The following is a 25,861-nucleotide window of genomic DNA, read 5'->3' on the forward strand; positions in this document are numbered from 1 at the left end:
CTCATTCATTACTGGTCTCTGTGGAAGGGGAGTTGGGGTCTGCGGCGGGAGGGGGGCCGAGGACGGTCTCCAGCCAGCGGGAGACCGCTTGCCCGGTGGTGGCCACGTGTTGCTCCATGAGGGAGAAGTGGTCTCCGGGCACGTCCACCACCTGCTGTGCGGTGGGCCAGGTGGCGCGCCAGTCCGGGGCGTCGGGGGCGGGTTCACCGAGGGGGGTGGAGGCGCGGACGAGCAGGACGGGGGCCTGGACGGCCGGTGGCTGCCAGTCGTCCAGGAGCCGGAAGTAGCGGCCCATCGCGGTCAGTCGGGTGCCGTCCATGGGTGCGCCCCTGTTCTCGCGGGCGAACATCCCGCCGACGAGGGTGTCGTTGAACTGGGTCATGCCCTTGTTGTCCGAGAGGTAGGTGTCGAGCAGCACCACGGCAGCCGGTCGTACGCCTCGTCGCTCCAGGGTGGCCGCCACACCGTGGGCCACGGTTCCGCCCGAGGAGGAGCCCATGAGCACCAGCGGACGGTCGCCCAGGTCGCGCAGCAGGGTCTCGGCCTGGAAGTCGAAGAGCGCGGACAGGTCGGCGGGTACCGGTTCCCCTTCGGCGAAGCCGGGGGCGGCCAGGGCGCTGACCCCGTAGCGGCCTCGGAACCGTGCGGCGAAGCGGGCGTACTGCACGGCCCCGCCCAAGGCGACGATGGAGCCGAAGCACACCAACTCCGGTACGTTGCCGTCCTGTTCGCACAGGCGCAGCAGTCGCGGTCCGGTGCCGGCGGCCAGGAGTTCGGCGCCGGTGTGGAACTCGGGGCGGAGTGCGGCGGCGTTCTTCAGCAGGGCCAGGCCCTCGTCGATCCTGCCCGCCTCGAAGGCCTGCCGGAACAGGGTGCTGACCGGGTCCTCGGCGGGCGGCGCGGGCTCGGGTGCGTGCCGCGTCGGGGACGCGTCGTCGGCCGGGGCCGACTCCAGTTGTCCGCCGAGGAGTTCGGCGAGACGGCCCGGGGTGCCGCTGTCCAGGACCACGGTGGGCCGCAGGCGCAGTCCGGTGCGGTCGGCGAGCCGGTTGCGCAGTTCGACGGCGGTCAGTGAGTCGAAGCCGACCGAGAGGAAGGGGTCTTCGGCGCCGATCGCGTCGGTCTCGGTGTGGCCGAGCACCTCGGCGGCCTGGGTGCGGACCAGGTCGAGCAGCAGCCGGACCCGCTCGGCGGCGTCGGCCCCGGCCAGGTGTGCCCGTAGTGTGCCTTCGGTGGTCGTCGGCCGGGTGCGGGCGGTGGGCCGCACCAGGGAGCGCAGCAGGTGGGGCACCGGCTGGTCGCGGTAGGCGGCGAGGTCGAGGTGGACGGGCACCAGCGCCGCCTCCCCGGTGGCCAGTGCCGCGTCGAACAGTGCGGTGCCCTCGTCGGCGGTCAGTCCGCGCACTCCGCTGCGGGCCATGCGCCGCAGGTCGGTGTCGGAGAGTTCCGCGGTCAGTTCGCTGCGCTGCTCCCACAGGCCCCAGGCCAGGGAGGTGGCGGGCAGCCCCGCCCGGTGGCGAGCGGTCATCAGGGCGTCGGTGCAGGCGTTGGCCGCCGCGTAGGCGGACTGGCCGGGGCTGCCGAACACACCGGCGGCGGAGGAGAAGGTGACGAAGGCGGACAGTTCGCTGTCCCGGGTCAGCTCGTGCAGATGCCAGGCGCCGTCCACCTTGGGGCGCAGTACGCCGCTCAGCCGCTGCGGTGTCAGCGCTTCCAGCAGGCCGTCGTCGAGGACGCCCGCGGTATGCACGACGGCGCGCAGCGGGTGCCGTTCGGGGACGGTGGCGAGCACCGCCGCGAGTGCCTGCCGGTCGGCCACATCGCAGGCGTGCACGGTGACTTGGGCGCCCGCCGTGGTGAGTTCCGTGACCAGTTCGGGCATCCCCGGTCCGTCGGTTCCGCGCCGCCCGAGCAGTACCAGGTGTCGTACGCCGTGCCGGGTGACGAGGTGGCGGGCGAGGATTCCGGCGAGGGTGCCTCCGCCGCCGGTCAGCAGGACCGCGCCGTCCGGGTCGAAGGGGCCTGTCTCCGGCGTGATCGCGTGGGCGCGGGCCAGCCGGGGTGCGTACAGCGCTCCGTCGCGTATCGCCGACTGCGGTTCGCCGGAGGCGAGTACGGCGGGCAGGAGCCGGGCGGTGGCCTGTGCGTCGTCGGTGTCCAGCAGCAGGAAGCGGCCGGGGTGTTCGAGTTGGGCGGAGCGCAGCAGGCCCCATACGGCGGCACCGGCCGGGTCCACCGGCTCGCCGCCCGTGTCGGCCGCTCCGCGGGTCAGGACCACCAACGGTGTGGTGTCCCGGCCCGGTTCGGCCAGCCATGTGTGCAGGGCGTCGAGCACCTCGGCAGTGGTGCGGTGCACGGTCTCCGGTCCGTCCGCTCCCCGTGGCGGGCAGGGCAGCAGGACGGCGTCGGCGGGGGCGTCCTCGGGTACGGTGCCGATGTCCTCCGGCAGCAGTCGGGCATCGGGGGCGCCGAGCAGCGCCCAACGACTGTCGGGGAGTGGGGTGTTGGGCTGTGGCGCCGGGGTCCACTCCACCCGGTACAGCGAGCGGGTGGGGGTGCGCAGCGCCGCGAAGGAGGCGGTGCGCAGGGCCAGCGATCCGACGGCGGCGACCTGGCGGCCCTCGGGGTCGCTGATCCGCAGGGAGAGGGCGTCGGGTCCGTCGGGCCGCAGGGTGACCCGCAGGGCGCGTTCGGCTCCGCCGCCGATGGTCACCCGGTGCCAGGAGAACGGCAGCGGTACGCCGTCCGTGGGCCCGCTTCGCTCCAGGCCCGCCCGTTGCAGACTGACGGTCTGCACGGCCGCGTCCAGCAGTGCGGGGTGCACCGCGAAGGCGTCCGGATGCCCGTCGGACACGCCGTCGGGCAGGGTCACTTCGGCGAACACCTCGGCGTCGCGGCTCCAGGCGCGGCGCAGCCCGCGGAAGGCGGGGCCGTAGAAGACGCCGCCGTCCTCCAGGGTGTCGTAGAGCCGGTCGAGGTCCAACTCCCGCGCGTCGGCCGGTGGCCAGGGGGCCGGGTCGGGCGCGGGCGGCTCCGTGGCCGCCGCGAGCAGGCCGTCGGCGTTCCGGGTCCAAGGTTCGCCGGGTTCGGCGTCCTGGGGGCGGGAGTGGAACTCCACGGTGCGTCGGCCGTCTTCGTCGGCCGGTCCCACGGTGAGCCGGAGCTGCATCGCGTCACGGGGCTCGGCGGGCAGGGTCAGGGGCGCGGCGAGGGTCAGCTCCTCGATCATGTCGCTGCCGAGTCGGTGGCCCGCGTGGGCGGCCATCTCCAGGTAGGCGACGCCGGGGAGCAGGACGGTGCCGCCCACGGCGTGGTCGGCCAGCCAGGGGTGGTCGGCGACCGACAGCCGCCCGGTGAACACCACGCCGCCCGCGTCGGGCAGGTCGACCGCGGCGCCGAGCAGGGGGTGCCCGCCGTCGCGCTGTCCGGCCGAGGCGGGATCGCCGCCGGGCGGGCGGGCGTCGAGCCAGTACCGCTGCCGCTGGAAGGCATACGTCGGCAGGGGGACCCGGCGGCCCCCGGAGTGCTCGGTGACCCGCGCCCAGTCGACGGGCAGACCCGCCACATGGGCCTCGCCCAGGGACAGCAGCAGTCGGCGCAGGTCTCCCTCGTCGCGGCGCAGTGTCCCGAGTACGTCGACGTCGTCGGCGTCGGCGTCCGCTGCGGTGTCCTGGATCCCGTAGGCCAGGGTGGGGTGCGGGCTGACCTCGATGAAGGACCGGTGGCCCGCGTCCAGCAACTGCCGTACGGCGTCGGCGAACCGGACTCCCTGGCGTAGGTTGCGGTACCAGTACTCGGGGGTCAGGGTGTGGGGGCCGACCCAGTCGACGTCCACGGTCGACAGCCAGGGGACGTCGGGGGTATGCGGGGTGATCCCGGCGAGGCCCGCGATCAGGTCGTCGCGTACCGCGTCGACACCGGCCGAGTGCGAGGCGTAGTCCACCGGCATCGGCCAGGCCATCACGCCCTCTTCGCGGAGGTCGTCGAGGAGGGCGCTGACCGCCTTGGCCTCGCCCGCGACCGCCACCACGCGCGGCCCGTTGACCGCGGCGATGGACAACTCGCCCTCGCGCCCGGCCAATCGGTCGTTGACCTCCTGCGGCGAGAGCATCAGGGTGGCCATGGCGCCCTCGCCGCCGACGGCGCCCAGCGCGCGCCCGCGCACCGCCGCGACCCGGGCCGCGTCTTCGAGGGACAGCGCTCCCGACACACAGGCGGCGGCCACCTCGCCCTGGCTGTGCCCGACCACCGCGGCGGGCTCCACTCCGTAGGAGCGCCATACGGCGGCCAGCGACACGAGGACGGCGAACAGGACCGGCTGGAGCACCTCGACGGACTCCAGGGAGGGTGCGCCGGGTGCGCCGCGCAGGACGGCGGTCGGCGACCAGTCCAGGTGCGCGGCCAGGGCGCGTTCGCAGTCGGCCATCCGCCGGGCGAACGGCTCGCAGTCATCCAGCAGTCGGGCGGCCATGCCGGGCCACTGGGCGCCCAGGCCGGGGAAGACGAACACGGCCTTGCGCCCACCGCGCGGGGCGGTGCCCACGGCGGTGTCGGCGGCCGTCTCGCCGCGGGCGAGGGCGGCGAGGGCGTCGAGCAGCTCGGTGGGGTTCTCGCCGACCAGGACGGCGCGGTCGGCGAAGCGGGACCTGCCCAGGGCCAGCGAGCGGCTGATGTCCACAGGGCGGATCGCCGGGTCGGCTGTCAACCGGGCGTGGAGTGCGGCTGCTTGGCCGCGCAGGGCGGCGGCGCCCTTGGCCGAGAGGATCCAGGCGACGGGTCCGGCCGGGACCTCGTCAGGAGTGTCCGCCTGCGGATGTGCCGGGGCCGCTTCCAGGACGAGGTGGGCGTTGGTGCCGCTGGCGCCGAAGGAGGACACCGCGGCCCGCCGCGGCTCGCCGGTGTGCGGCCAGGGGGTCGCCGCGGTGAGGAGGCGGACCGCGCCCTCGGTCCAGTCGACCTGGGTGCTGGGCCGGTCGAGGTGGAGCGAGCGGGGCAACAGCCCGTGCCGCATGGCCAGTACGGTCTTGATGACGCCGCCGACTCCCGCGGCTGCCTGGGTGTGGGTGAGGTTGGACTTGAGCGAGCCCATCAACAGCGGCCGGTCCGCGGGCCGGTGACGGCCGTAGACCTCCAGTACCGCCTGGGCCTCGATGGGGTCGCCCAGCACGGTGCCGGTGCCATGGGCCTCCAGCGCGTCGATCTCGGCGGCGGTCAGGCCTGCGTTGTCCAACGCCTGGGCGATCAGCCGCTGTTGGGCCGGTCCGTTGGGTGCGGTCATGCCGTTGCTGGCGCCGTCCTGGTTGACGGCGGAGCCGCGGATCACGGCCAGCACCGGGTGGCCGTTGCGGCGGGCGTCGGAGAGCCGCTCCAGCACGACCACTCCCACGCCCTCACCGAATCCGGTGCCGTCGGCGTCGGCGGAGAAGGACTTGCACCGCCCGTCGGCTGCCAGTCCGCGCTGACGGCTGAAGCCCACGAACAGGCCCGGGGTGGACATGACGGTGACCCCGCCGGCCAGCGCCAGATCGGCGTCCTCGGCGCGCAGCGCCTGGCATGCCAGGTGGATGGCGACCAGCGAGGAGGAGCAGGCGGTGTCCAGGGTGACGGCGGGTCCTTCCAGGCCCAGGAGGTAGGCGACCCGGCCGGAGACCACGCTGGGGATGCTGCCTGTGCCCAGGAACCCTTCGAGTTCCCGGGGCACTTGGCCGAGCCGGGAGCCGTAGTCGGTGTTGAGGACGCCGGTGTAGACCCCGGTGCGGCTGCCGCGCAGCGACAGCGGGTCGATGCCCGCGCGTTCGACGGCCTCCCACGAGGTCTCCAGGATCAGCCGCTGCTGGGGGTCCATCGCCAGGGCCTCGCGGGGGGAGATCCCGAAGAAGGCGGCGTCGAACTCGCAGGCGCCGTCGAGGAATCCGCCCTGCGTGGTGTAGGTGGAGCCGGGTGCGTCGGGGTCCTCGTGGTAGAGGCCCTCGCCGTCCCAGCCGCGGTCGGTGGGGAAGGCACCGACCGCGTCCCGCTCCTTGACCAGCAGCTCCCACAGCTCTTCGGGAGAGCGCACTCCGCCGGGGTAGCGGCAGGCCATGGCCACGACGGCCACGGGTTCCCGCATCCGTCCGGTGAGCCTGCGGTTCTCGGCGCGCAGTCGCTGGTTGTCGAGCAAGGAGGTGCGCAGCGCCTCGACCACTTGGTCCGCGGGCATGCTCGTCCCTTCTTCCGGTGCGGTGTTCTCAGTCACGCTCGCCGCCCAGCGCCATCCGCACGAGGTCGGTCACGTCCATCTCCCTGATCGCGTCGATCTGTTGCTGTTCCTGTTGCTGTTCCTGTTGCTGTTCCTGTTCCCGTTCCTCCCGCGCCGCCGGGGCCGTCCGGACGCCTGCCTGTACGGCGGCCGGTGCCGAGGGCAGCAACCGCCCGTCGAGATACGCGGCGACCGCGAGCGGGGTGGGATGGTCGAAGACCAGCGTCGCGGGCAGCCGGAGTCCGGCCGTCGCGGCCAGCCGGTTGCGCAGTTCCACCGAGGTCAGCGAGTCGAACCCGAGGTCCTTGAAGGGCCGTTCGGGGTCGACGGCACCGGCACCGGTGTGGCCGAGGACATCGGCGACCCTCGCGCACACCAACTCGGCGAGCGCGTCGAGGCGTTCGTCACCACCCAGCGCGGCCAGCCTGCGACGCAGCGAGTCGGCCTCGGCGATGTCGGCTCCGGAGGCGGTACGGCGGACGGTGCGCACCAGGCCGCGGAGCAGCGGCGGTACGGTCGCCGGGTCGGCCGACCGCAGCCGGGCGAGGTCCAGCCGTACGGGGACCAGCAGCGCCTCGGGTGAGCGCAGCGCGGCGTCGAACAGGGCCAGTCCCTCCCGGTCGGAGAGGGCCGCGACACCGCCGCGGGTCATCCGCCGCCGGTCGGTCTCGTCCAGGGAGCCGGTCATCTCGCTGCGCTGTTCCCACAGCCCCCAGGCCAGCGATCGGGCCGGGAGCCCTTCGGCCCGGCGACGGCAGGCCAAGGCGTCCAAGTAGGCGTTGGCAGCGGTGTAGTTGCCCTGGCCCGCGTTTCCGATGGTGGCGGACGCCGAGGAGAAGAGGACGAAGGCGGACAGCGGCAGATCGCGGGTCAGCTCATGCAGGTGCCACGCCGCGTCGACCTTGGGACGCAGCACCCGCTCCACTCGCTCGGGGGTCAGCGATTCGACGGTGGCGTCGTCCAGCACTCCGGCGGCGTGCACCACGGCGGTGAGCGGATGTTCCTCCGGTATCCGCGTCAACAGTGCGGACAGCGCGTCCCGGTCGCTGGTGTCACAAGCGGAGATCTCCGCCTCGACCCCCAACTCTGCGAGTTCGTCGACGAGTTGCTTGGCTTGCGGGGCCTGGTCTCCTCGGCGGCTGACCAACGACAGCCGACGTACCCCGTATTCGGCCGCCAGGTGCCGGGCGACCAGTCGGCCCAGCACACCCGTGGCCCCGGTGATCAGTACGGTGCCGGACGGGTCCAGCGGCGTGGAACGTACGGCATCGGCGGCGACCGCACGGGTCAGCCTGGCGGCCAGCAAGGTGCCCTTGCGTACGGCGAGTTGAGGCTCGTCGGAGGCCAGTACGGCGGGCAGCAGGGCGAGGAGCACGGCCGGGTCATCGGCGGGTTCCGCGTCCAACAGGACGATTCGGCCGGGGTGTTCGGACTGAGCGGCACGCATCAGCCCGCGGACGGCCGCGCCCGCGAGGTCGGTGACCGTCTCGTCCTCCGCCGTGCTGACGGCGCCCTGCGTGACGAACACCAGCCGGGCGTCGGCGTAACGGTCGTCGGCCAACCAGTCCTGCAGCAGCCGCAGCGCCTCGGCCACCGCCTGGTGCACTGCCGGTGCGTCGTCTCCGCCCGGCCGGCCGGTCACCACGACCGCTTCGGGTACGGCCATGCCGTCGGCCACGGCTGCCGTCAGTTCGGCGAGGCCGGGGTAGGACCGGGGCAGCAGTCCGACAGGGCCGAGTTCGGCCCACTGCTCGGTGTCGGGCGCCCGGGAGGCCGCGGGGACAACCGTCCATTCCACCCGGAACAGGGAGTCGGCGGCCGGGTCGGCCGGGGCGCGCAGCGCGTCCCGGGCGACCGGCCGGACCACCAGGGAGTCGACCTTGACCACCGGCCGACCGGCCGGGTCGTCCGCGGTGAGCGACACCGAGCCGTCGCCGTGGAAGGCGAGCCGCACGCGCAGGGCGGTGGCGCCCGACGCGTAGAGGGTGACCCCGGACCAGGAGAACGGCAACCTGGCGGTGCCTGACGGCAGTTCCGTTCCGGCACCGTCCGAGCCGCCCAGCCACAGCCCCTGCAGCGCGGCGTCCAACAACGCGGGGTGGAGTCCGAACGCGCCCGCGTCCGTGGACCGTTGCTGCGGCAGCCGTACCTCGGTGAAGACCTCGCCGTCGCGCCGCCAGGCCGAGCACAGGCCCTGGAACAGCGGCCCGTAGCCGTAACCGGCGGTGGCGAAGCGGTCGTAGAGGTCCTCGACGCCGATCGGGACCGCGCCGGCAGGCGGCCAGGCGTCGTCGTGCGCGGGCGGCTCCGGCTCGGGGTCGTCCGTGACCAGCACCCCGGTGGCATGAGCGGTCCAGCTCGGGTCGGTGGCGTCCTGGAGCCGGGAGAACACGTCGAGAGCGCGACGGCCGGAGTCGTCCGGAGCACCGATGCGCAACTGGACCTGCACGGCATCGGACTTCGGCAGGACGAGGGGTGCCTGGAGGGTGAGTTCCTCTACGGCGGCGCACCCGGCCTCGTCCGCCGCCCGCAACGCCAGCTCCACGAAGCCCGTGCCGGGCAGCAGGATCACGTCTCCGACGGCGTGCTCGGCCAGCCAGGGATGCGTACGCACCGACAGGCGACCGGTGAGCAGCAGTTCACCCGTGTCGGCGACCTCCACCGCCGCCGCGAGTAGCGGATGTCCGATCGTTCCGAGACCTGCGGAAGTCACATCCCCGCTGGTGGTGGGCGCATCCATCCAGTAGCGCTGGTGTTGGAAGGGGTAGGTGGGCAACTCGACGCGGCGGGCGTCGACGCCGTCGAAGGCGGGCGCCCAGTCCACGTTCACGCCATGGGTCCATGCCTCGCCCAGGGACAGCAGGAAGCGTTCCATGCCCCCGTCGTCACGGCGCAACGTGCCCACCGCTACCGCGTCCGCGTCGGTCTCCCCTACCGCCATGGTGAGTACGGGGTGCGGGCTGGACTCGATGAACACCCGGTAACCGTCGGCCAGTAGTGCTTGGGTGGCCTGCTCGAACTCCACCGTCTGACGGAGGTTGCGGTACCAGTACTCGCCGTCCAAGCCAGAGGTGTCCAGCAGTCCACCCGTCACCGTCGAGTAGAACGGCACCTCCGCAGCCTGCGGTGTCAGACCGGCCAACGCCTGCGCCAACTCTTCCTGAATTCGCTCCACTTGGGGCCCATGGGAGGCGTAGTCGACGGGGATCCGGCGCGCACGTACGCCCTCCGACGCGCACCACATCATCAACTCGTCCAGGGAGTCGGTGTCACCGGAGACCACCACCGAGGACGGGCCGTTGACCGCTGCGAGCGAGAGTCCAGCCGTCAGATGTTCACGCATCTCTGCCGCAGGCAAGGCCACCGACACCATGCCTCCACGCCCCGCCAGGGCACCCAATACCTGGGAACGCAGAGCCACCACACGCGCGCCGTCCTCCAGCGACAGACCGCCCGCCACCACAGCAGCAGCGATCTCACCCTGACTGTGACCCACCACCGCATCCGGCACCACACCGAACGACCGCCACACCTCCGCCAACGACACCATCACCGCGAACAGAACCGGCTGCACCACATCCACCGGGCTGAGATCCGTGGAGTCGTCGCGCACCACATCCAGCAGCGACCACTCCACATAAGGCTCGAGCGCATCGGCGCACTCGACCATCCGCTGCCGGAACACCTCCGAGGACTCCAGCAACTCCCGCGCCATCCCCACCCACTGCGACCCCTGCCCAGGGAACACGAACACCGTCCGCGCATCCGCCACCGCGGTACCCGTGACCGAGTGGGAGGTCGGGATTCCGGCCGTGGCCTGGTCCAGTTCGGCGGGGAGCAGGCTCGGGTCGGCGACGATGACCGTGCGGTGCTCGAAGGCGGTGCGGCCGGTCAGGGACAGGGCGATGTCCGCCGGGTCCGCGCCGTGGTCCGTGGTCAGGTGTGCCCGGAGTCGCCCGGCCTGGTCACGCAGTGCCGGTGCGGTCCTGGCGGACAGCGGCCAGGGCAGCGCGGCCCGCGCCCCCGACGGCACCGGACGCCTCACGGGCTCCGGCTCGGGGGCTTGTTCCAGGATCACATGGACGTTGGTGCCGCTCAGTCCGAAGGAGGACACTCCGGCGCGGGGCGGATGCCCGCCCTCCGGCCAGGGCACCAGGTCGGTGTTGACCGCCACCGCGCCCTGGTTCCAGTCGACATGGGTGGTGGGCCGGTCGACGTGCAGGGTCGGCGGCACCTGCCGGTGGCGCAGGGCCAGCACCATCTTCATCATTCCGGCCACGCCCGAAGTGGCCTGTGTGTGGCCGATGTTGGACTTCAGGGAGCCGATCAGCAGCGGACGCTCCGCGGGCCGGTCCTGACCGTAGGTGGCCAGCAGTGCCTGTGCTTCGATGGGGTCGCCGAGCGTGGTGCCGGTGCCATGGGCCTCGACCACGTCCACGTCGGCGGCCGACAGCCCGGAGTTGGCCAACGCGGCGCGGATGACCCGTTGTTGGGCGGGTCCGTTGGGTGCGGACAGGCCGTTGCTGGCGCCGTCCTGGTTGATGGCCGAGCCTCGGATCACGGCCAGTACCGGGTGGCCGTGGCGCTGGGCGTCCGAGAGCCGTTCGACGAGGAGCACGCCGACGCCCTCGCCCATGCCCATGCCGTCGGCGGCCTCGGCAAACGTCTTGCAGCGCCCGTCGGCCGCCAGTCCCCGCTGCCGGGAGAAGCTGACGAGGGCACCGGGGGTGGACATCACGGCGACACCGCCGGCCAGCGCCAGCGAGCAGTCCCCGGCCCGGAGCGCCTGGGCGGCGAGGTGCAGGGCGACCAGTGAGGAGGAGCAGGCGGTGTCCACGGTGACGGCCGGGCCTTCCAGGCCCAGGGTGTAGGCGACCCGCCCGGAGACGATACTGGGGGCGCTGCCGGTGAGCAGGTGGCCCTCGGCCTCCGCCGAACCGGCCACCGCCGAGGCGTAGTCCCCGTAGTTGACCCCGGTGAACACCCCGGTCCGGCTCCCGCGCAGCGCTTCCGGGTCGAGTCCGGCCCGTTCCAGGGCCTCCCAGGTGGTTTCGAGGAGCAGCCGCTGCTGCGGGTCCATGGCCATCGCTTCGCGCGGTGAGATGCCGAAGAAGTCGGCGTCGAACTCGCCCGCGTTGTGCAGGAAGCCGCCGCCTCGGGTGGTCACGGTGCCGGGCCGGTCGGGGTCCGGGTCGTAGAGCGTCTCCAGGTCCCAGCCGCGGTCCGTGGGGAAGTCCGAGACCACGTCGCCGCGTTCGACGAGCAGCCGCCACAGGTGTTCGGGCGTGCTGATGTTGCCGGGGAAGCGGCAGGCCATGGCCACGACGGCGATGGGTTCACCGCTGTCGGCGGCCTGGGCGGGGCGAGGTGTGGTGGCAACTTCCTCCGTGTGGCCGAGGAGTTGGGTGCGGATGTGCTCGGCGAGTACGTGGGCGGAGGGGTGGTCGAAGATCAGGGTGGAGGGCAGCCGGAGGCCGGTGGCGGTGTTCAGCCGGTTGCGCAGTTCCACCGCGGTCAGTGAGGCGAAGCCGAGTTCCTGGAAGGCCTTGCCGGGGCGGATGGCCTCGGGCGAGTCATGGCCCAGTACCGCCGCGGCGTGCCGGGTGACGAGGTCCAGTATCAGGCGGGTCTGCTGGGCCGACGGCAACCCGGTGAGGCTGTCGCGCAGTCGGGAGGCCGCATGGGACGACTCCGGCGGTGCGGTGTCGGTCTGTTCCAGGGCCTGGCGTGCCTGCGGTACGGAGGCGATCAGCGGGCTGGGCCGGGCGGAGGTGAAGACGGGGGCGAACCGCTCCCAGTCGACATCGGCCACACATACCGCGGTCTCGTCGTCGTCGAGGACCTGTTGCAGGGCGGCGACCGCGAGTTCGGGGTCCATCCTCGGCAGGCCCTGTTCGGCGAGCTTGAAGGGGTCCTCCAGGGTGAGGACACCTGTGTCGTCCGCGGCGTCCGGCCGCAGCCAGGGGTTGTCGGCCTGCCAGACGCCCCAGTCGATGGTGGTGGCCCGCAGTCCTCGGCCGCGTCGGTGGTGGGCCACCGCGTCCAGCAGGGCGTTCGCTGCGGAGTAGGCGCCGTGTGCGCCGCTGCCCCAGAGACCGGCGATCGAGGAGAACAGGACGAACGCGTCCAGTTCACGGTCGAGCAGGGCGTCCAGGTGCAGGGCACCGGCCGCCTTGGCGGCGACGATCCGCTCGAACGCCTCCAGGGGCATGGTGTCCAGTGAGGCGAGGGCGATGAAGGCCGCGGCGTGCACCACCGCGGTCACCGGGGTGCCCTGTCGGTCCAACTCGTCCAGCAACCGCTCCAGTTGGCCGCGGTCGGTGACATCGCAGGACACCAGGGTGAGCCGGGCACCAAGTGCTTCGATCTCGTCGGTCAGTTCGGCCGCTCCGGGGGTGTCCGCGCCGCGGCGGCCGGGCAGGACCAGGTGCTCGGCTCCGCCGCGGGCCAGCCAGCGGGCCAGATGCGGGCCGACCGCGCCGGTGCCGCCGGTGACCAGGACGGTGCCACGGGGCTTCCAGGGCCGGTCGGGGGTGGCGGTGCGCGGGGCGCGTACCAGGCGGCGCGCGTACAGGCCGGACGGGCGGACCGCGAGCTGGTCCTCGTCGGAGGAGCCCGCCGTCCGGGACAGTGCCGCGCCCAGTCGCAGCCGGGCGGAGGCGTCGAGGTCCACGGGCAGATCGATCAACCCGCCCCAGCGGTGCGGTTGTTCCAGGGCGGCCACCAGGCCCGTGCCCCAGACGAGCGCCTGTCGGGGGGCGGTGAGCGGGTCGGTGTCCCCGGTGGTCACCGCGCCGGTGGTGGCGCACCAGAGCGGGACACGGCTGCCGAGGTCGCCCAGGGCCTGGACGAGGGCGAGGGTGAGCGCGCTGCCTGTGGGCAGGGACGGGTGCGCGGGGTGCGGTCGCTCGGCCAGGGCCAGCAGGGACAGTACGCCGGACAGGTCGCCGGACGGATGGGAGGCGAGGGTGGCTGCCATCCGGGTCCGGTCGGTGTCGGCTTCGGTCAGCCCGATCGGGGTGACGTTCGCGCCGAGTTCGGTCAACGCCTCGATGACGCTGGTGACTTGGGGGCTGGTGCGCTGCTCCTCGGGGAGGACGACCAGCCAGCGGCCGGACAGGGTCACGGCCGGTGGTTCGGCGACCGGCTGCCACTGGACGCGGTAGCGCCAGGAGTCCAGGACCGAGGACTGTCGTCGCTGTCGGCGCCAGGAGTCGAGGGCGGGCAGTACCCGGGCGAGCGGTTCCGGGTCGACGGCCAGGACACCGGCCGCCTCGGCCGCGTCGCCGCGCTCCACCAGGTCCCAGAACTCGCCGTCCTCGGCGGCCACGGCATCCGCGTCGCCGGTCGCGTCGAACCAGAAGCGTCGGCGCTGGAACGGGTACGTCGGCAGGTCGATCCGGCGGGCGCCGGAGCCGTCGAACACCGCGCGCCAGTCCACCCGTACGCCCCGGACCCACAGGTGGGCCGCAGCGGTCAGCACCCGGTCCAGACCGCCCTCGTCGCGGCGCAGGGTGCCGATGACCACGGCGTCCTGCGCGCCCGCGGCCTCGGCGCTGTCCTGGACCGCCATGGTGAGCACCGGATGGGGCGATGCCTCGACGAACACGTCGTGGCCCTGCTCGGCCAGGGCACGTACGGCGGTGTCGAAGCGCACCGTGTGCCGCAGGTTGCGGTACCAGTACGCGGCGTCCATCGTGGCGGTGTCGAGCCAGTCGCCGGTGACGGTGGAGAACACCGGGACGCGGCCGGTCCTGGGCGTGAGGCCGTCCAGGGCGGTCAGCAGTTCCGTCTCGATCCGCTCGACCTGTGCCGAGTGGGAGGCGTAGTCGACGGGCACGGTCCTGGCCCGGATGCCACGCTCGGCGCAGCGGTTCACCAACTCTGCGAGCGCCTGCGGTTCGCCGGAGACCACCACGGCGGCGGGGCCGTTGAGCGCGGCGATCGAGAGCCGTTCGCCCCAGGGGGCGATCTCCGTCTCCGCCGTCTCGCGGGGCAGTGCCAGTGACACCATGCCGCCCTGACCGGCCAGTGCGCCGAGGGCCCGGCTGCGCAGGGCCACCACCTTGGCCCCGTCGGAGAGCGAGAGTCCTTCCGCGACCACCGCGGCGGCGATCTCCCCCTGGCTGTGTCCGACCACGGCGTCAGGTTCCACTCCCCAGGAGCGCCAGAGCGCGGCCAGCGACACCATCACCGCGAACAGCGCGGGCTGCACCACGTCCACGCGCTCCAGCGAGGGCGCGTCCGGCTGCCCGCGCACCACGGACAGCAGCGACCAGTCCACCCACTCGGCCAGCGCGCGGTCGCAGTCGGCCATGGAGCGGGCGAACTCGGGTGCCTGCTCCAGCAGTTCGCGGGCCATTCCCTGCCATTGGGCGCCCTGGCCGGGGAAGACCAGCACGGTCTTGCCCACGGTGGGCTCCGTGCCGCCGGTCACCGTCCCGGGGGTGGGTTCGTCGCGGCCCAACGCGGCCAGGGACGCGGCCAGTTCGGCGGGCTCGCGGGCCATCAGCACGGCTCGGTGGTCCAGCGCCGTACGGGTGGTGGCCAGCGCATGGGCGAGGTCCAGGGGGCGTACGGAGGGGTCCGCCGCCACGTGGGCGCTCAGCCGCGCAGCCTGTTCGCGCAGGGCGGCGGCGGTGTGCCCGGACACCGCGCAGGGGACGACGGCCGGTTCCGGGCCTGTGACCGCGCCCGGCCGCTCGGACGGCTCTTCGAGGGTGTCCTGCTCGATGATGACGTGGGCGTTGGTCCCGCTCATGCCGAACGAGGAGATGCCCGCCCGGCGCGGCCGGTTCACGTCCGGCCACTCCCTGGCCTCGGTGAGCAGTTGCACCGAGCCCGCCGCCCAGTCGGCGTGCGGCGTCGGCCTGGTCACATGCAGGGTGCGCGGCAGGGTGCCCGCACGCAGCGCCAGCACCATCTTGATCACACCCGCCACACCGGCAGCCGCCTGGGTGTGTCCGATGTTGGACTTCAACGACCCCAGCCACAGCGGCCGTTCGGCGTCCCGTTCCCGGCCGTAGGTGGCCAGCAGCGCGTCGGCCTCGATCGGGTCGCCGAGTGTGGTGCCGGTGCCATGGGCCTCCACGACGTCGACGTCCGCGGTGGACAGACCCGCGTCGGCCAGGGCGGCCTGGATGACCCGCTGCTGCGAGGGGCCGTTGGGCGCGGTCAGGCCGTTGCTGGCGCCGTCCTGGTTGACGGCGGAGCCGCGCAGCACGGCCAGCACCGGGTGGCCGTTGCGGCGGGCGTCGGACAGCCGCTCCAGCAGCAGCATGCCGACGCCCTCGCCCCAGCCGGTACCGTCGGCGGAGGCCGAGAAGGGCTTGCACCGGCCGTCGGGGCTCATCGCGCCCTGCCGGCTGAACTCGGTGAACACGGAGGGCCGGGACATCACGGTGACCCCGCCGCTCAGGGCGAGGGAGCACTCCCGGTTGCGCAGCGCCTGGACCGCTTGGTGCAGGGCGACGAGCGAGGAGGAGCAGGCGGTGTCCACGGTGACGGCCGGGCCTTCCAGGCCCAGCGTGTAGGACACCCGGCCGGACATCACACTCATCGAGTTGCCGGTCATCAGGAAGCCCTGGACGATCTCCGGTGCCTTGCCCGCGAGTTGGGCGTAGCCCTGGTCGATCGCGGCCGTGAACACCCCGGTCGGCGTGGCGCGCAGCGCGGCCGGGTCGATACCGGCCCGTTCGATGGCCTCCCAGGCGGTCTCCAGGAGCAGCCGCTGCTGCGGGTCCATGGCCAGCGCCTCGTGCGGGGAGATGGCGAAGAACTCCGGGTCGAAGTCGCCGGCCCGGTCGATGAACGCGCCCTGGCAGGGGACGTTGCCCGCGCTCAGCCGGGCCAGGTCCCAGCCCCGGTCGGCAGGGAGGGCACCCACCGTGTCCCGGCCCGCGGACACCAGCTCCCACAGGTCCTCCGGGGTGCGCACCCCGCCGGGGAAGCGGCAGCTCATCCCGACGATGGCGATGGGCTCGCGGTTCCTGGCCTCGGCCTCCCGCAACCGCCGACGGGTGTTCTGCAGGTCGATGGTGACGCGATTGAGGTAGTCGCGCAGCTTCTGCTCGCTCACCGTGCTCCTCCGCAGGTGTGTGGCGCCGGAACGTTCCTGGAGATCCGCACGGGATTCACGAGATGCCCAGCTTGTCGATGAGGTCGAAGATCTCGTCGTTGGTCGCGGACTCGATGTGGTCGGCCGCGGCGGTCTCTTGTCCCGCGTCGTCCGTGTCCCCGGTCGCCTCCAGGCGGGACAGCGCGCCCCGCAGCCGTCGGGACAGCTCCAGCCGCAGCGACTCGTCCGCGGCACCGTCCGTGGACACGGCCTCCAACAGCGCTTCCAGCTTGCCCATTTCGGTCAGCACGGCCGGTTCGGCGGCCCCGCCCTCCGCGGCGGTCCGCTCGGCGAGGTGGCGGGCCAGCGCCTTGGGCGTGGGGTGGTCGAAGACCAGCGCGGCGGGCAGCCGTACGCCGAGCAGCGCGGCGAGTCGGTTGCGCAGCTCCACCCCGGTGAGCGAGTCGAAGCCCAGCTCCTTGAACGGCCGGTCCGGACGCACCAGTTCGGGCGAGGAGTGGCCGAGTACGGCGGCGGCGTTGCCGCAGACCAGGTCGAGCAGGGCCCGCCGCGCCTCGGCCGGGTCCAGCGCGGCCAGTTGCTCGGCGTACGAGGACCCGGAGGCGGCCGGGGCGGCGACGGCGGTCGTACGGCGAGGAGTTCGCACGAGTCGGCTCAGCAGCGCCGGTACCTCCGCCGGGCCGGTGCGCAGGGCCGCCGGGTCGAGCTTGGCGGCCAGCGCGTAGGGGTGCTCCAGGCGCAGCGCGGCGTCGAACAGGGCGAGCCCCTCGGCCGACGTGAGCGCCCCCAGCCCGCTCTTGCCGCGGCGGCGCGCATCGCCCTCGGTGACCTGCGCGGTCATCGCGCTGCGCTGCTCCCACAGGCCCCAGCCGATGGACACCGCGGGCAGTCCCTCCGCCCTGCGCCGGGCGGCCAGGGCGTCGAGGACGGCGTTGGCGGCGGCGTAGTTGGCCTGGCCCGCCGCACCGAGCAGACCGGCGCCGGAGGAGAACAGGACGAACGCCGCCAGGTCCGAATCGCGGGTGAGTTCGTGCAGATGGAGCGCGGCCTCGGCCTTGGGGCGCAGCACCCGCTCCAGTCGCTCGGGGGTGAGGGTGTCCACCAGACCGTCGTCCAGGACCCCGGCGGCGTGCACGACCCCGGTGAGCGGGTGCTCCTTCGCGATGCCCGCCAGCAGGCCCGACAGGGCCGTGCGATCACCCGCGTCGCAGGCCACGATCTCGGCGTCGGCGCCCAATGCCCTGAGTTCAGCGAGGAGTTCGGCGGCCTCGGGTGCGCCGGGTCCGCGACGTCCGGTCAACAGCAGGTGGCGTACGCCGTGTTCGGCGGCCAGGTGGCAGGCGACCAGCCTCCCCAGGGTGCCGGTGCCGCCGGTGATCAGTACGGTGCCTTCGGGGTTCAGCGGGGCGGGCACGGTGAGGACGTTCTTGCCGATGTGCCGCGCCTGGCCGAGATAGCGGAACGCCTCCGGCGCCCGGCGTACGTCCCAGCAGGTGACCGGCAGCGGGGTGAGCACCCCGCGCTCGAACAGGGAGAGCACTTCGGTGAGCATCTCGCCCACTCGGTCCGCGCCCGCTTCCATCAGGTCGAAGGCGCGGTAATGGACGCCCGGATGGTCGCGGGCCACCTCGTCGGCGTCCCGGATGTCGGTCTTGCCCATCTCCACGAAGCGCCCGCCGCGCGGCAGCAAGGTCAGCGAGGCGTCGACGAACTCCCGGGCCAGGCAGTCCAGTACGACATCGACGCCGCGCCCCTGGGTGGTCTCCCGGAACCGGTCGGCGAAGTCCAGGGTCCGCGTGGAGGCGATGTGTTCCTCGTCCAGACCGGCACTCCGCAGCACCTCCCACTTCCCCGGGCCGGCCGTGCCGTAGACCTCGGCCCCGGCGTGCCGGGCGAGCTGCACCGCGGCCATGCCGACACCCCCTGCGGCGGAGTGCACCAGCACGGACTGACCGCTGCGCAGCCCGCCCAGGTCGAACAGCCCGTAGTAGGCGGTGAGGAAGACGATGGGCACCGATGCGGCCTGGGCGAAGCTCCAGCCGTCCGGGATCCGCGCGACGGTGCGCCGGTCGGCCACGGCCGTCGGGCCGAACGCTCCGCCGAAGACACCCATCACCCGGTCGCCGGGCGCCAGGTCGTCGACTCCGGGGCCGGTCTCCAGGACGACGCCCGCACCCTCGCTGCCCAGCACCGGCTGGTTCGGGTCCAGGCCCAGGCAGACGACCACATCGTGGAAGTTCAACCCGGCGGCCCGTACCGCGATCCGTACCTCTCCCTCGCCCAGCGGGGCCAGGGCGGCGGGCGCGGGCACCAGGGCCAGCCCGTCCAGGCTGCCCGGTCGAACCAGGTCGACCTTCCAGGCGGCCTCGCCGGGAGGTGGCACCAGGGCGCCCTCACGCAGCGCCCGCGACAGGCGGGGCACCATCATCTCGCCTTGCCGGACCGCGAGTTGATGGTCACCTCCGGCCAGCACTCCGGGGAGCCCGGCGATCAGCGCGTCCCGGGACTCGGGCCGGTCGTCGAGGTCGGCCAGCATCAGGCGGCCGGGGTGCTCGGCCTGAGCACCGCGCACCAGCCCCCAGACACCGGCCGCCACCGGGTCGGTGTTCCGGTCCCCCGACCCGGCGCATACCGCGCCCCGCGTGAGCAGCACCAGCGTCGAGGCGGCCAGCCGTTCATCGGCCAGCCACTCCCGCACCAGGGTCAGGCAGGCGGCCGTGGTGGCGGTCAACCGGCTGCCGGGGGCTTCCTCGTCAGCCTCCGGGCAGGGCGCCAGCACCAACTCCGGTATGCGGGCGTCAGGTTGCTCCAGTGCGGTACGCAGCGCATCGAGGCCTGACCAGGAAGGTCCGGACAACTCAAGGGAGTTGCCGAGCTGACCCCACTCCCCGGACGCCGCCGTACCTGTCGCGGAAGCGGGCACCCACTCCAGGTGGAGCAGGCCTTGCCCGTCCCGCAGTACCGGCGACAGCCCGTCCGCCGACAGCGGGCGCAGCGCCAAGTCGCCCACCGACAGCACTTCCTGTCCGGCCAGGTCGTACACCGCGCAGGTCACGGCGTCCGGGCCGGCGGTGGTGAGCCGGGCCCTCAAGGTGGTGGCGCCATGGCCGTACGCGCGGACATCGGTCCAACTGAACGGCAACCGGGCCCCACCGTCCTGGCCGGGCAGCAACGCCGCGGTCTGCAGGGCCGCGTCCAGCAACGCCGGGTGCACGGTGTACGCGGCGGCGTCCGCATGCTGGCTCTGTGGCAGCACCAGTTCGGCGAACACCTCGCCCTCGCGCTGCCAGGCGGCACGGATGCCTTGGAAGGCCGGGCCGTAGTGATACCCCGCCGCGTCGAACCGCTCATAGAGGTCCGTGACGTCCACCGGGCTCGCCCCGGCGGGCGGCCAACTCAGCAGCGCCGCGCCTCGGGCGCCCCCGTCCGAAGCCGGTGGGACGGTACCGGTGGCGTGCTCGGTCCAGGGCTGCTCGGCGTCGGCGTCCCCTTCGGCGTGGGAGTACACACCAAGGGCACGGCGGCCGGATTCGTCGGCGACGGCCAGCCGTACCTGGATCCGGACCGCGCCCTGAGGGGGCAGGACGAGGGGTGCCTGGAGGGTGAGTTCCTCTACGACGGCGCACCCGGCCTCGTCCGCCGCCCGCAACGCCAGCTCCACGAAGGCCGTGCCGGGCAGCAGGATCACGTCTCCGACGGCGTGCTCGGCCAGCCAGGGATGCGTACGCACCGACAGGCGGCCGGTGAGCAGCAGTTCGCCACTGTCGGCGACCTCCACTGCCGCCCCGAGCAATGGATGCCCGGTCGTTCCGAGACCCGCGGAGGCCACATCCCGACTGGTGGTGGGCACATCCAGCCAGTAACGCCTGCGTTGGAAGGCGTAGGTGGGCAACTCGACGCGGCGGGCGCCCGTCCCTTCGAAGGCGGGTGCCCAGTCGACGTTCACGCCGTGGGTCCATGCCTCGCCCAGGGACAGCAAGTACCGCTCCATGCCGCCCTCGTCGCGGCGCAGCGTGCCCAGGGCGGTCGCGTTCGACTCGGTGGCCTCGATGGACTCCGCCACCGCCATGGTGAGTACGGGGTGGGGGCTGGACTCGATGAACACCCGGTAGCCGTCGGCCAGTAGAGCTTGGGTGGCCTGCTCGAACTCCACCGTCTGACGGAGGTTGCGGTACCAGTACTCGCCGTCCAGGCCAGAGGTGTCCAGCAGCCCGCCCGTCACCGTCGAGTAGAACGGCACCTCCGCAGCCTGCGGTGTCAGACCGGCCAACGCCTGCGCCAACTCTTCCTGAATTTGCTCTATTTGGGGCCCATGGGAGGCGTAGTCGACGGGGATCCGGCGCGCACGTACGCCTTCGGACGCGCACCACGTCATCAACTCGTCCAGGGACTCGGTGTCACCGGAGACCACCACCGAGGACGGGCCGTTGACCGCTGCGAGCGAGAGTCCAGCCGTCAGACGCTCACGCATCTCTGCCGCAGGCAAGGCCACCGACACCATGCCCCCACGCCCCGCCAGAGCACCCAACACCTGGGAACGCAGAGCCACCACACGCGCCCCGTCCTCCAGCGACAGACCGCCCGCCACCACAGCAGCAGCGATCTCACCCTGGCTATGACCCACCACCGCATCCGGCACCACACCGAACGACCGCCACACCTCCGCCAACGACACCATCACCGAGAACAGCACCGGCTGCACCACATCCACCCGGTCAAGATCCACGTCCGCGGAGTCGTTGCGCACCACATCCAGCAACGACCACTCCACATGAGGCGCCAACGCATCGGCGCAGGCGCGCATCCGGTCCCGGAACACCTGCGAGGACTCCAGCAACTCCCGTGCCATCCCCACCCACTGCGACCCCTGCCCAGGGAACACGAACACCGTCCGCGCGTCCCCCACAGCAGTGCCCGTCACCCCCGTACCGGACGCCAACGCCTCCACCCCGGCCAGCAGTTGAGGCCGCGTGCCCACCACCACCGCGCGATGGGCATGCCGGGCCCGGGTCACAGCAAGCGAGTACCCCACATCAACCGCACGCGCCCGCTCAACACCCGCATCCAGCAGACGCCGCGCCTGCTCCCGCAACGCATCCGCACTCTTCGCCGACAACAGCCAAGGCACGGGAACACCTGGATCATCGACCCGCTCCCCCACCGACTCCGACCCCGGCGCCTCCTCCAACACCACATGCGCGTTCGTGCCACTCACACCGAACGCCGACACACCCACCCGACGCGGGCGATCGGTGTTGTCCCAGGAGCGTGGTTCGGTCAGGAGTCGTATCCGGCCCTCGTTCCAGTCCACTTGATGGGTGGGCTGGTCGACGTGAAGGGTCTGCGGCAGTACGCCGTGGTTCATCGCCAGGACCATCTTGATGACCCCGGCAACGCCCGCGGCGGCCGAGGTGTGGCCGATGTTGGACTTCAACGAGCCCAGCCACAACGGACGTTCGGCAGGCCGGTCCTGACCGTACGTGGCCAGCAACGCCTGCGCCTCGATGGGGTCACCGAGCGTGGTACCCGTGCCATGCGCCTCCACCGCGTCCACCTCGCCGGGCGCCAACCCCGCGTTCGCCAACGCCTGCCGGATCACCCGCTGCTGCGACGGACCATTCGGCGCCGTCAGCCCGTTCGACGCACCGTCCTGATTCACCGCGCTGCCCCGCACCACGGCCAACACCGGATGCCCAAGCCGCCGCGCATCCGAGAGCCGCTCCAGCAGCACGATTCCGGCGCCTTCGCCGAAGCCGGTGCCATCGGCCGCGTTCGCGAAGGACTTGCAGCGGCCGTCGGGGGCCAGTCCGCCCTGCCTGCTGAACTCCACGAACAGTTCGGGGCTGGACATCACGGTGACGCCACCGGCCAGCGCCAGCGAGCATTCGCCGTTGCGCAGCGACTGGGCGGCCATGTGGAGGGCGACCAGGGAGGACGAGCAGGCCGTGTCCACCGTGACCGCGGGCCCCTCAAGGCCGAAGGCATAGGCCAGGCGGCCGGAGACCACGCTGCCGGAGTTCCCGGTGCCGAGGAAGCCCTCGACGTCTTCGGGGATGTGTGGCAGCAACCGGACCGCGTAGTCCTGCTGCATCAGTCCGACGAACACGCCCGCCGCGGCGCCCCGCAGCGAGGCGGGGTCGGTGCCGGCGCGTTCGAACGTCTCCCAGGTGACTTCCAGGAGCAACCGCTGCTGCGGGTCCATGGCCAGGGCCTCGCGCGGCGAGATGCCGAAGAACTCGGCGTCGAAGTCCGCGGCTCCGGTGAGGAATCCGCCCTCGCGTACGTAGGAGGTGCCGATGTGCCCGGGGTCCGGGTGGTAGAGGGCGTCCTCGTCCCAGCCTCGATCGGTCGGGAAGCGTGAGATGCCGTCGGTGCCGGAGGCGACCAGGTTCCAGAGGTCTTCGGGGGACTGGACGCCGCCGGGGAAGCGGCAGCCCATCGCCACCACGGCCACCGCGTCCTCGCCGCTCTTCACGGTGGCGGCCGGAGTGATGGGCCGCGCTGTCCGTTCCCCGTCCACCGGTAGGCGCTCGCCGACGTATACGGCGAGCGCGGTCGGCGTCGGGTAGTCGAAGACCAGGGTGGCGGGGAGGCGCAGGCCGGTGGCTTCGGCCAGGCGGTTGCGGAGCTCCACCGCGGCCAGCGAGTCGAAGCCGAGGTCACGGAAGGCACGTTCGGCGCCCACGGCGTCGGCGGAGGTGTAGCCGAGCACGACCGCCGCCTGGGTGCACACCAACTCGACCAGGACACGGGTGCGTTCGCTCGGGGAGCGTCCGGCCAGACGGCGGGCGAGGTCTCCTTCGTCGGCAAGGGTGCCCCCGGTCGCGGCGGAGCGCCGAAGGGGCATACGCACCAGTCCGCGCAGCAGTGGGGAGACCGGTTCGGTGGCGGCCCGAGCCGCTGCAGCGCGGGTGTCCAGCCGCATGGGGAGCAGGACGGGCAGTGCGGCTTCGAGCGCGGCGTCGAAGAGGGTGAGCCCCTGCTCGATGGAGAGCGGGGGCATGCCGGAGCGGGCCAGGCGCCGTACGTCGGCGTCGTCCAGGTGCTCGGTGAGGGCGGAGCGCTGGTCCCACAGGGTCCAGGCAAGGGACTGTGCGGGCAGGCCCTGGGCCCTGCGCTGATGGGCCAGCGCGTCCAGGAAGGCGTTGGCCGCCGCGTAGTTCCCCTGGCCGGGGCCGCCGAAGGTGCCCGAGGCGGAGGAGAAGAGGATGAACGCCGACAGGCCCTGGTCGCGGGTGAGTTCGTGCAGGTGGAGCGCGGCGTCGGCCTTGGGGCGCAGCACAGTGTCCACCCGCTCGGGGGTGAGCGTGGTGATGACTCCGTCGTCCAGCGCGCCGGCGGCGTGGACCACCGCGGTCAGCGGGTGCTCGGGGTCCACCGTGGCCAGCAGTCGGGACAGGGCGTCCCGGTCGGCGACGTCGCAGGCGGCTACGGTCACCTGGGCGCCCGACTCCCGTAATTCGTGAGCGAGTTCCTGCGCCCCTGGGGCATCGGAGCCGGTGCGGCTGGTCAACAGCAGGTGGCGCACGCCGTGTTCGGTGACGAGATGGCGGGCGACCCTGGAGCCGAGCAGTCCGGTGCCGCCGGTGATCAGGACGGTACCGGAAGGGTCGAGTGTGCCGGTGTCCTCCCGGTCGGAGCGGGCGACCCTGGCCAGCCTGGGGGCGTACAACGCGCCGTGTCGTAGGGAGAGTTGGAGCTCTTCGGAGGCCAGTGCGGCGGCGACGTCGGCGGGTTGTGCCTGGTCGTCGAGGTCCAACAGGCGGAATCGGCCCGGGTGTTCGGACTGGGCCGAGCGCACCAGTCCCCACACGGCGCTGCGCGCCAGGTCCGAGATGCCCTCGCCGGGTTGCGCGGACACCGCGCCACGGGTGACGAAGGCCAGGCAGGTCCGGGACAGCCGTTCGTCGGCGAGCCAGTTCCGCAGGGCGTCCAGGGCCTGGTGTACGGCCGTGTGCGGGTCCTGCGCGGTCGGGTCCGCGAGCATGGGCAGCACAGTGAGTTCGGGTACCTGGGCCCCGGCGTCCACCGCCTCGATGAGATGCGCAACGTCCGCGTAGTCGGCGGCGGCTTCGAACGGTGCGTCGTCGTCGGAAGCCAACACGGCCCAGTGGCCCGGCGCGGGGGCCGGGGGGCGGGGTACGGCGGTCCACTCCACCTGGAAGAGCGAGTCGTGGTAGGTACCCGCGTCGGGGAGCGCGTCCGCGACCACCGGGCGCAGGACGAGCGCCTCCACCGAGACCACCGGCCTGCCGCGGGGGTCGACGGCTTCGAGAGCCATGGTGTCCCGTCCGACGGGCGTCAGCCGGACCCGCAGGGTGTCCGCGCCGGAGGCGTGCAGGGTCACCCCGGACCAGGAGAACGGCATCCGGCCCTCTTCGGCCTCCCGGGCTTCCTCGGTCAGCCCAGTGGCGTGCAGCGCCGCGTCGAGCAGAGCGGGGTGAAGGCCGAACTGGTCTGCTTGGGAGCGCTGTTCCTGCGGCAGCGCGACCTCGGCGCAGACCTCGTCGCCCAGCCGCCAGGCGCTCGTGAGCCCCTGGAAGGCGGGGCCGTAGGCGAAGCCGCCCTCGGCGTAGCGCTGGTAGATGCCGTCCAGCGGGATGGGTTCGGCACCGGGCGGCGGCCAGGCGGCGGGCAGGGCCTCGGACGGCCGGGCTGTCGCGGACGGCTGGAGGGCCGCGGGGGCGAGTACACCGGAGGCGTGCCGGGTCCACTCCTCCTCCGCGTCGGGATGGTCGGGGCGTGCGTGGAGAGTCAGGGCGCGGCGGCCCTGGGCGTCGGGGGTGCCGACGGTCAACCGCAGCAGAACACCGTCCTGTTCGGGCAGGACCAGTGGTGCTTCCAGGTTGAGTTCCTCAAGATGCCCGCAGCCGGTCCGGTCTCCGGCGAGGACGGCCAACTCCAGGAAGGCCGTGCCCGGCAGCAGGACGCCGCCTCGTACCGCGTGGTCGGCGAGCCAGGGATGCGTACGCAGGGACAGTCGACCGCTGAAGAGCAGCCCGTCGGAGTCGGCGAGGGTGATGACGGCCCCGAGCAGCGGGTGCCCGGCCGGAACCAGGCCCATGGCAGCCGCGTCGCCGTCCGAACTCCCGGTCTCCTCAAGCCAGTAGCGTTGGCGTTGGAAGGGGTAGGTGGGGAGGTCGACCCGGCTGGGCCGGTGTCCGGCGAAGGCTGCCGCCCAGTCGACGTCCACGCCGCGCAGATGCAACTCGCCGAGGGACAGCAGGAAGCGCCCCATGCCGCCCTCGTCGCGGCGCAGCGTGCCCAGGGCGGTTGCGTCGGCCGAGGCGGCCTCGATGGACTCCGCCACCGCCATGGTGAGTACGGGGTGCGGGCTGGACTCGATGAACACCCGGTAACCATCGGCCAGTAGAGCTTGGGTGGCCTGCTCGAACTCCACCGTCTGACGGAGGTTGCGGTACCAGTACTCGCCGTCCAGAGCAGCAGTGTCCAGCAGTCCGCCGGTCACCGTCGAGTAGAACGGCACCTCCGCCGCGCGCGGCGCCACCTCTGCCAACGCCTGCGCCAACTCCGCCTGTACGCAT

At 72.8% G+C, this 25,861-nt stretch carries 3 protein-coding genes; all 3 read right to left on the reverse strand.

Annotated features, from left to right (window positions below; translation table 11 throughout):
• Position 1: 1 nt before the first annotated feature.
• Positions 2 to 6,199, reverse strand: coding sequence for a type I polyketide synthase (locus NGF19_RS25470; RefSeq protein WP_252427733.1), 6,198 nt, complete (start codon positions 6,197 to 6,199; stop codon positions 2 to 4).
• A 28-nt stretch (positions 6,200 to 6,227) separates the two neighbouring features.
• Positions 6,228 to 16,316: a type I polyketide synthase gene (locus tag NGF19_RS25475; protein WP_252427735.1), complete on the reverse strand. Its 10,089-nt coding sequence runs from the start codon at positions 16,314 to 16,316 to the stop codon at positions 6,228 to 6,230.
• A gap of 55 nt (positions 16,317 to 16,371) precedes the next feature.
• The coding region (locus NGF19_RS25480) for a type I polyketide synthase (protein ID WP_252427737.1) at positions 16,372 to 25,861 on the reverse strand (9,490 nt) is incomplete at its 5' end.

This window comes from Streptomyces macrolidinus (assembly GCF_023887685.1).
Taxonomy (GTDB): domain Bacteria; phylum Actinomycetota; class Actinomycetes; order Streptomycetales; family Streptomycetaceae; genus Streptomyces; species Streptomyces macrolidinus.

What these genes read in the sequence shown, in the direction of transcription:
- NGF19_RS25470 (WP_252427733.1), bottom strand. Translation starts at nt 6,199, where the DNA reads ATGCCCGCGGACCAAGTGGTCGAGGCGCTGCGCACCTCCTTGCTCGAC.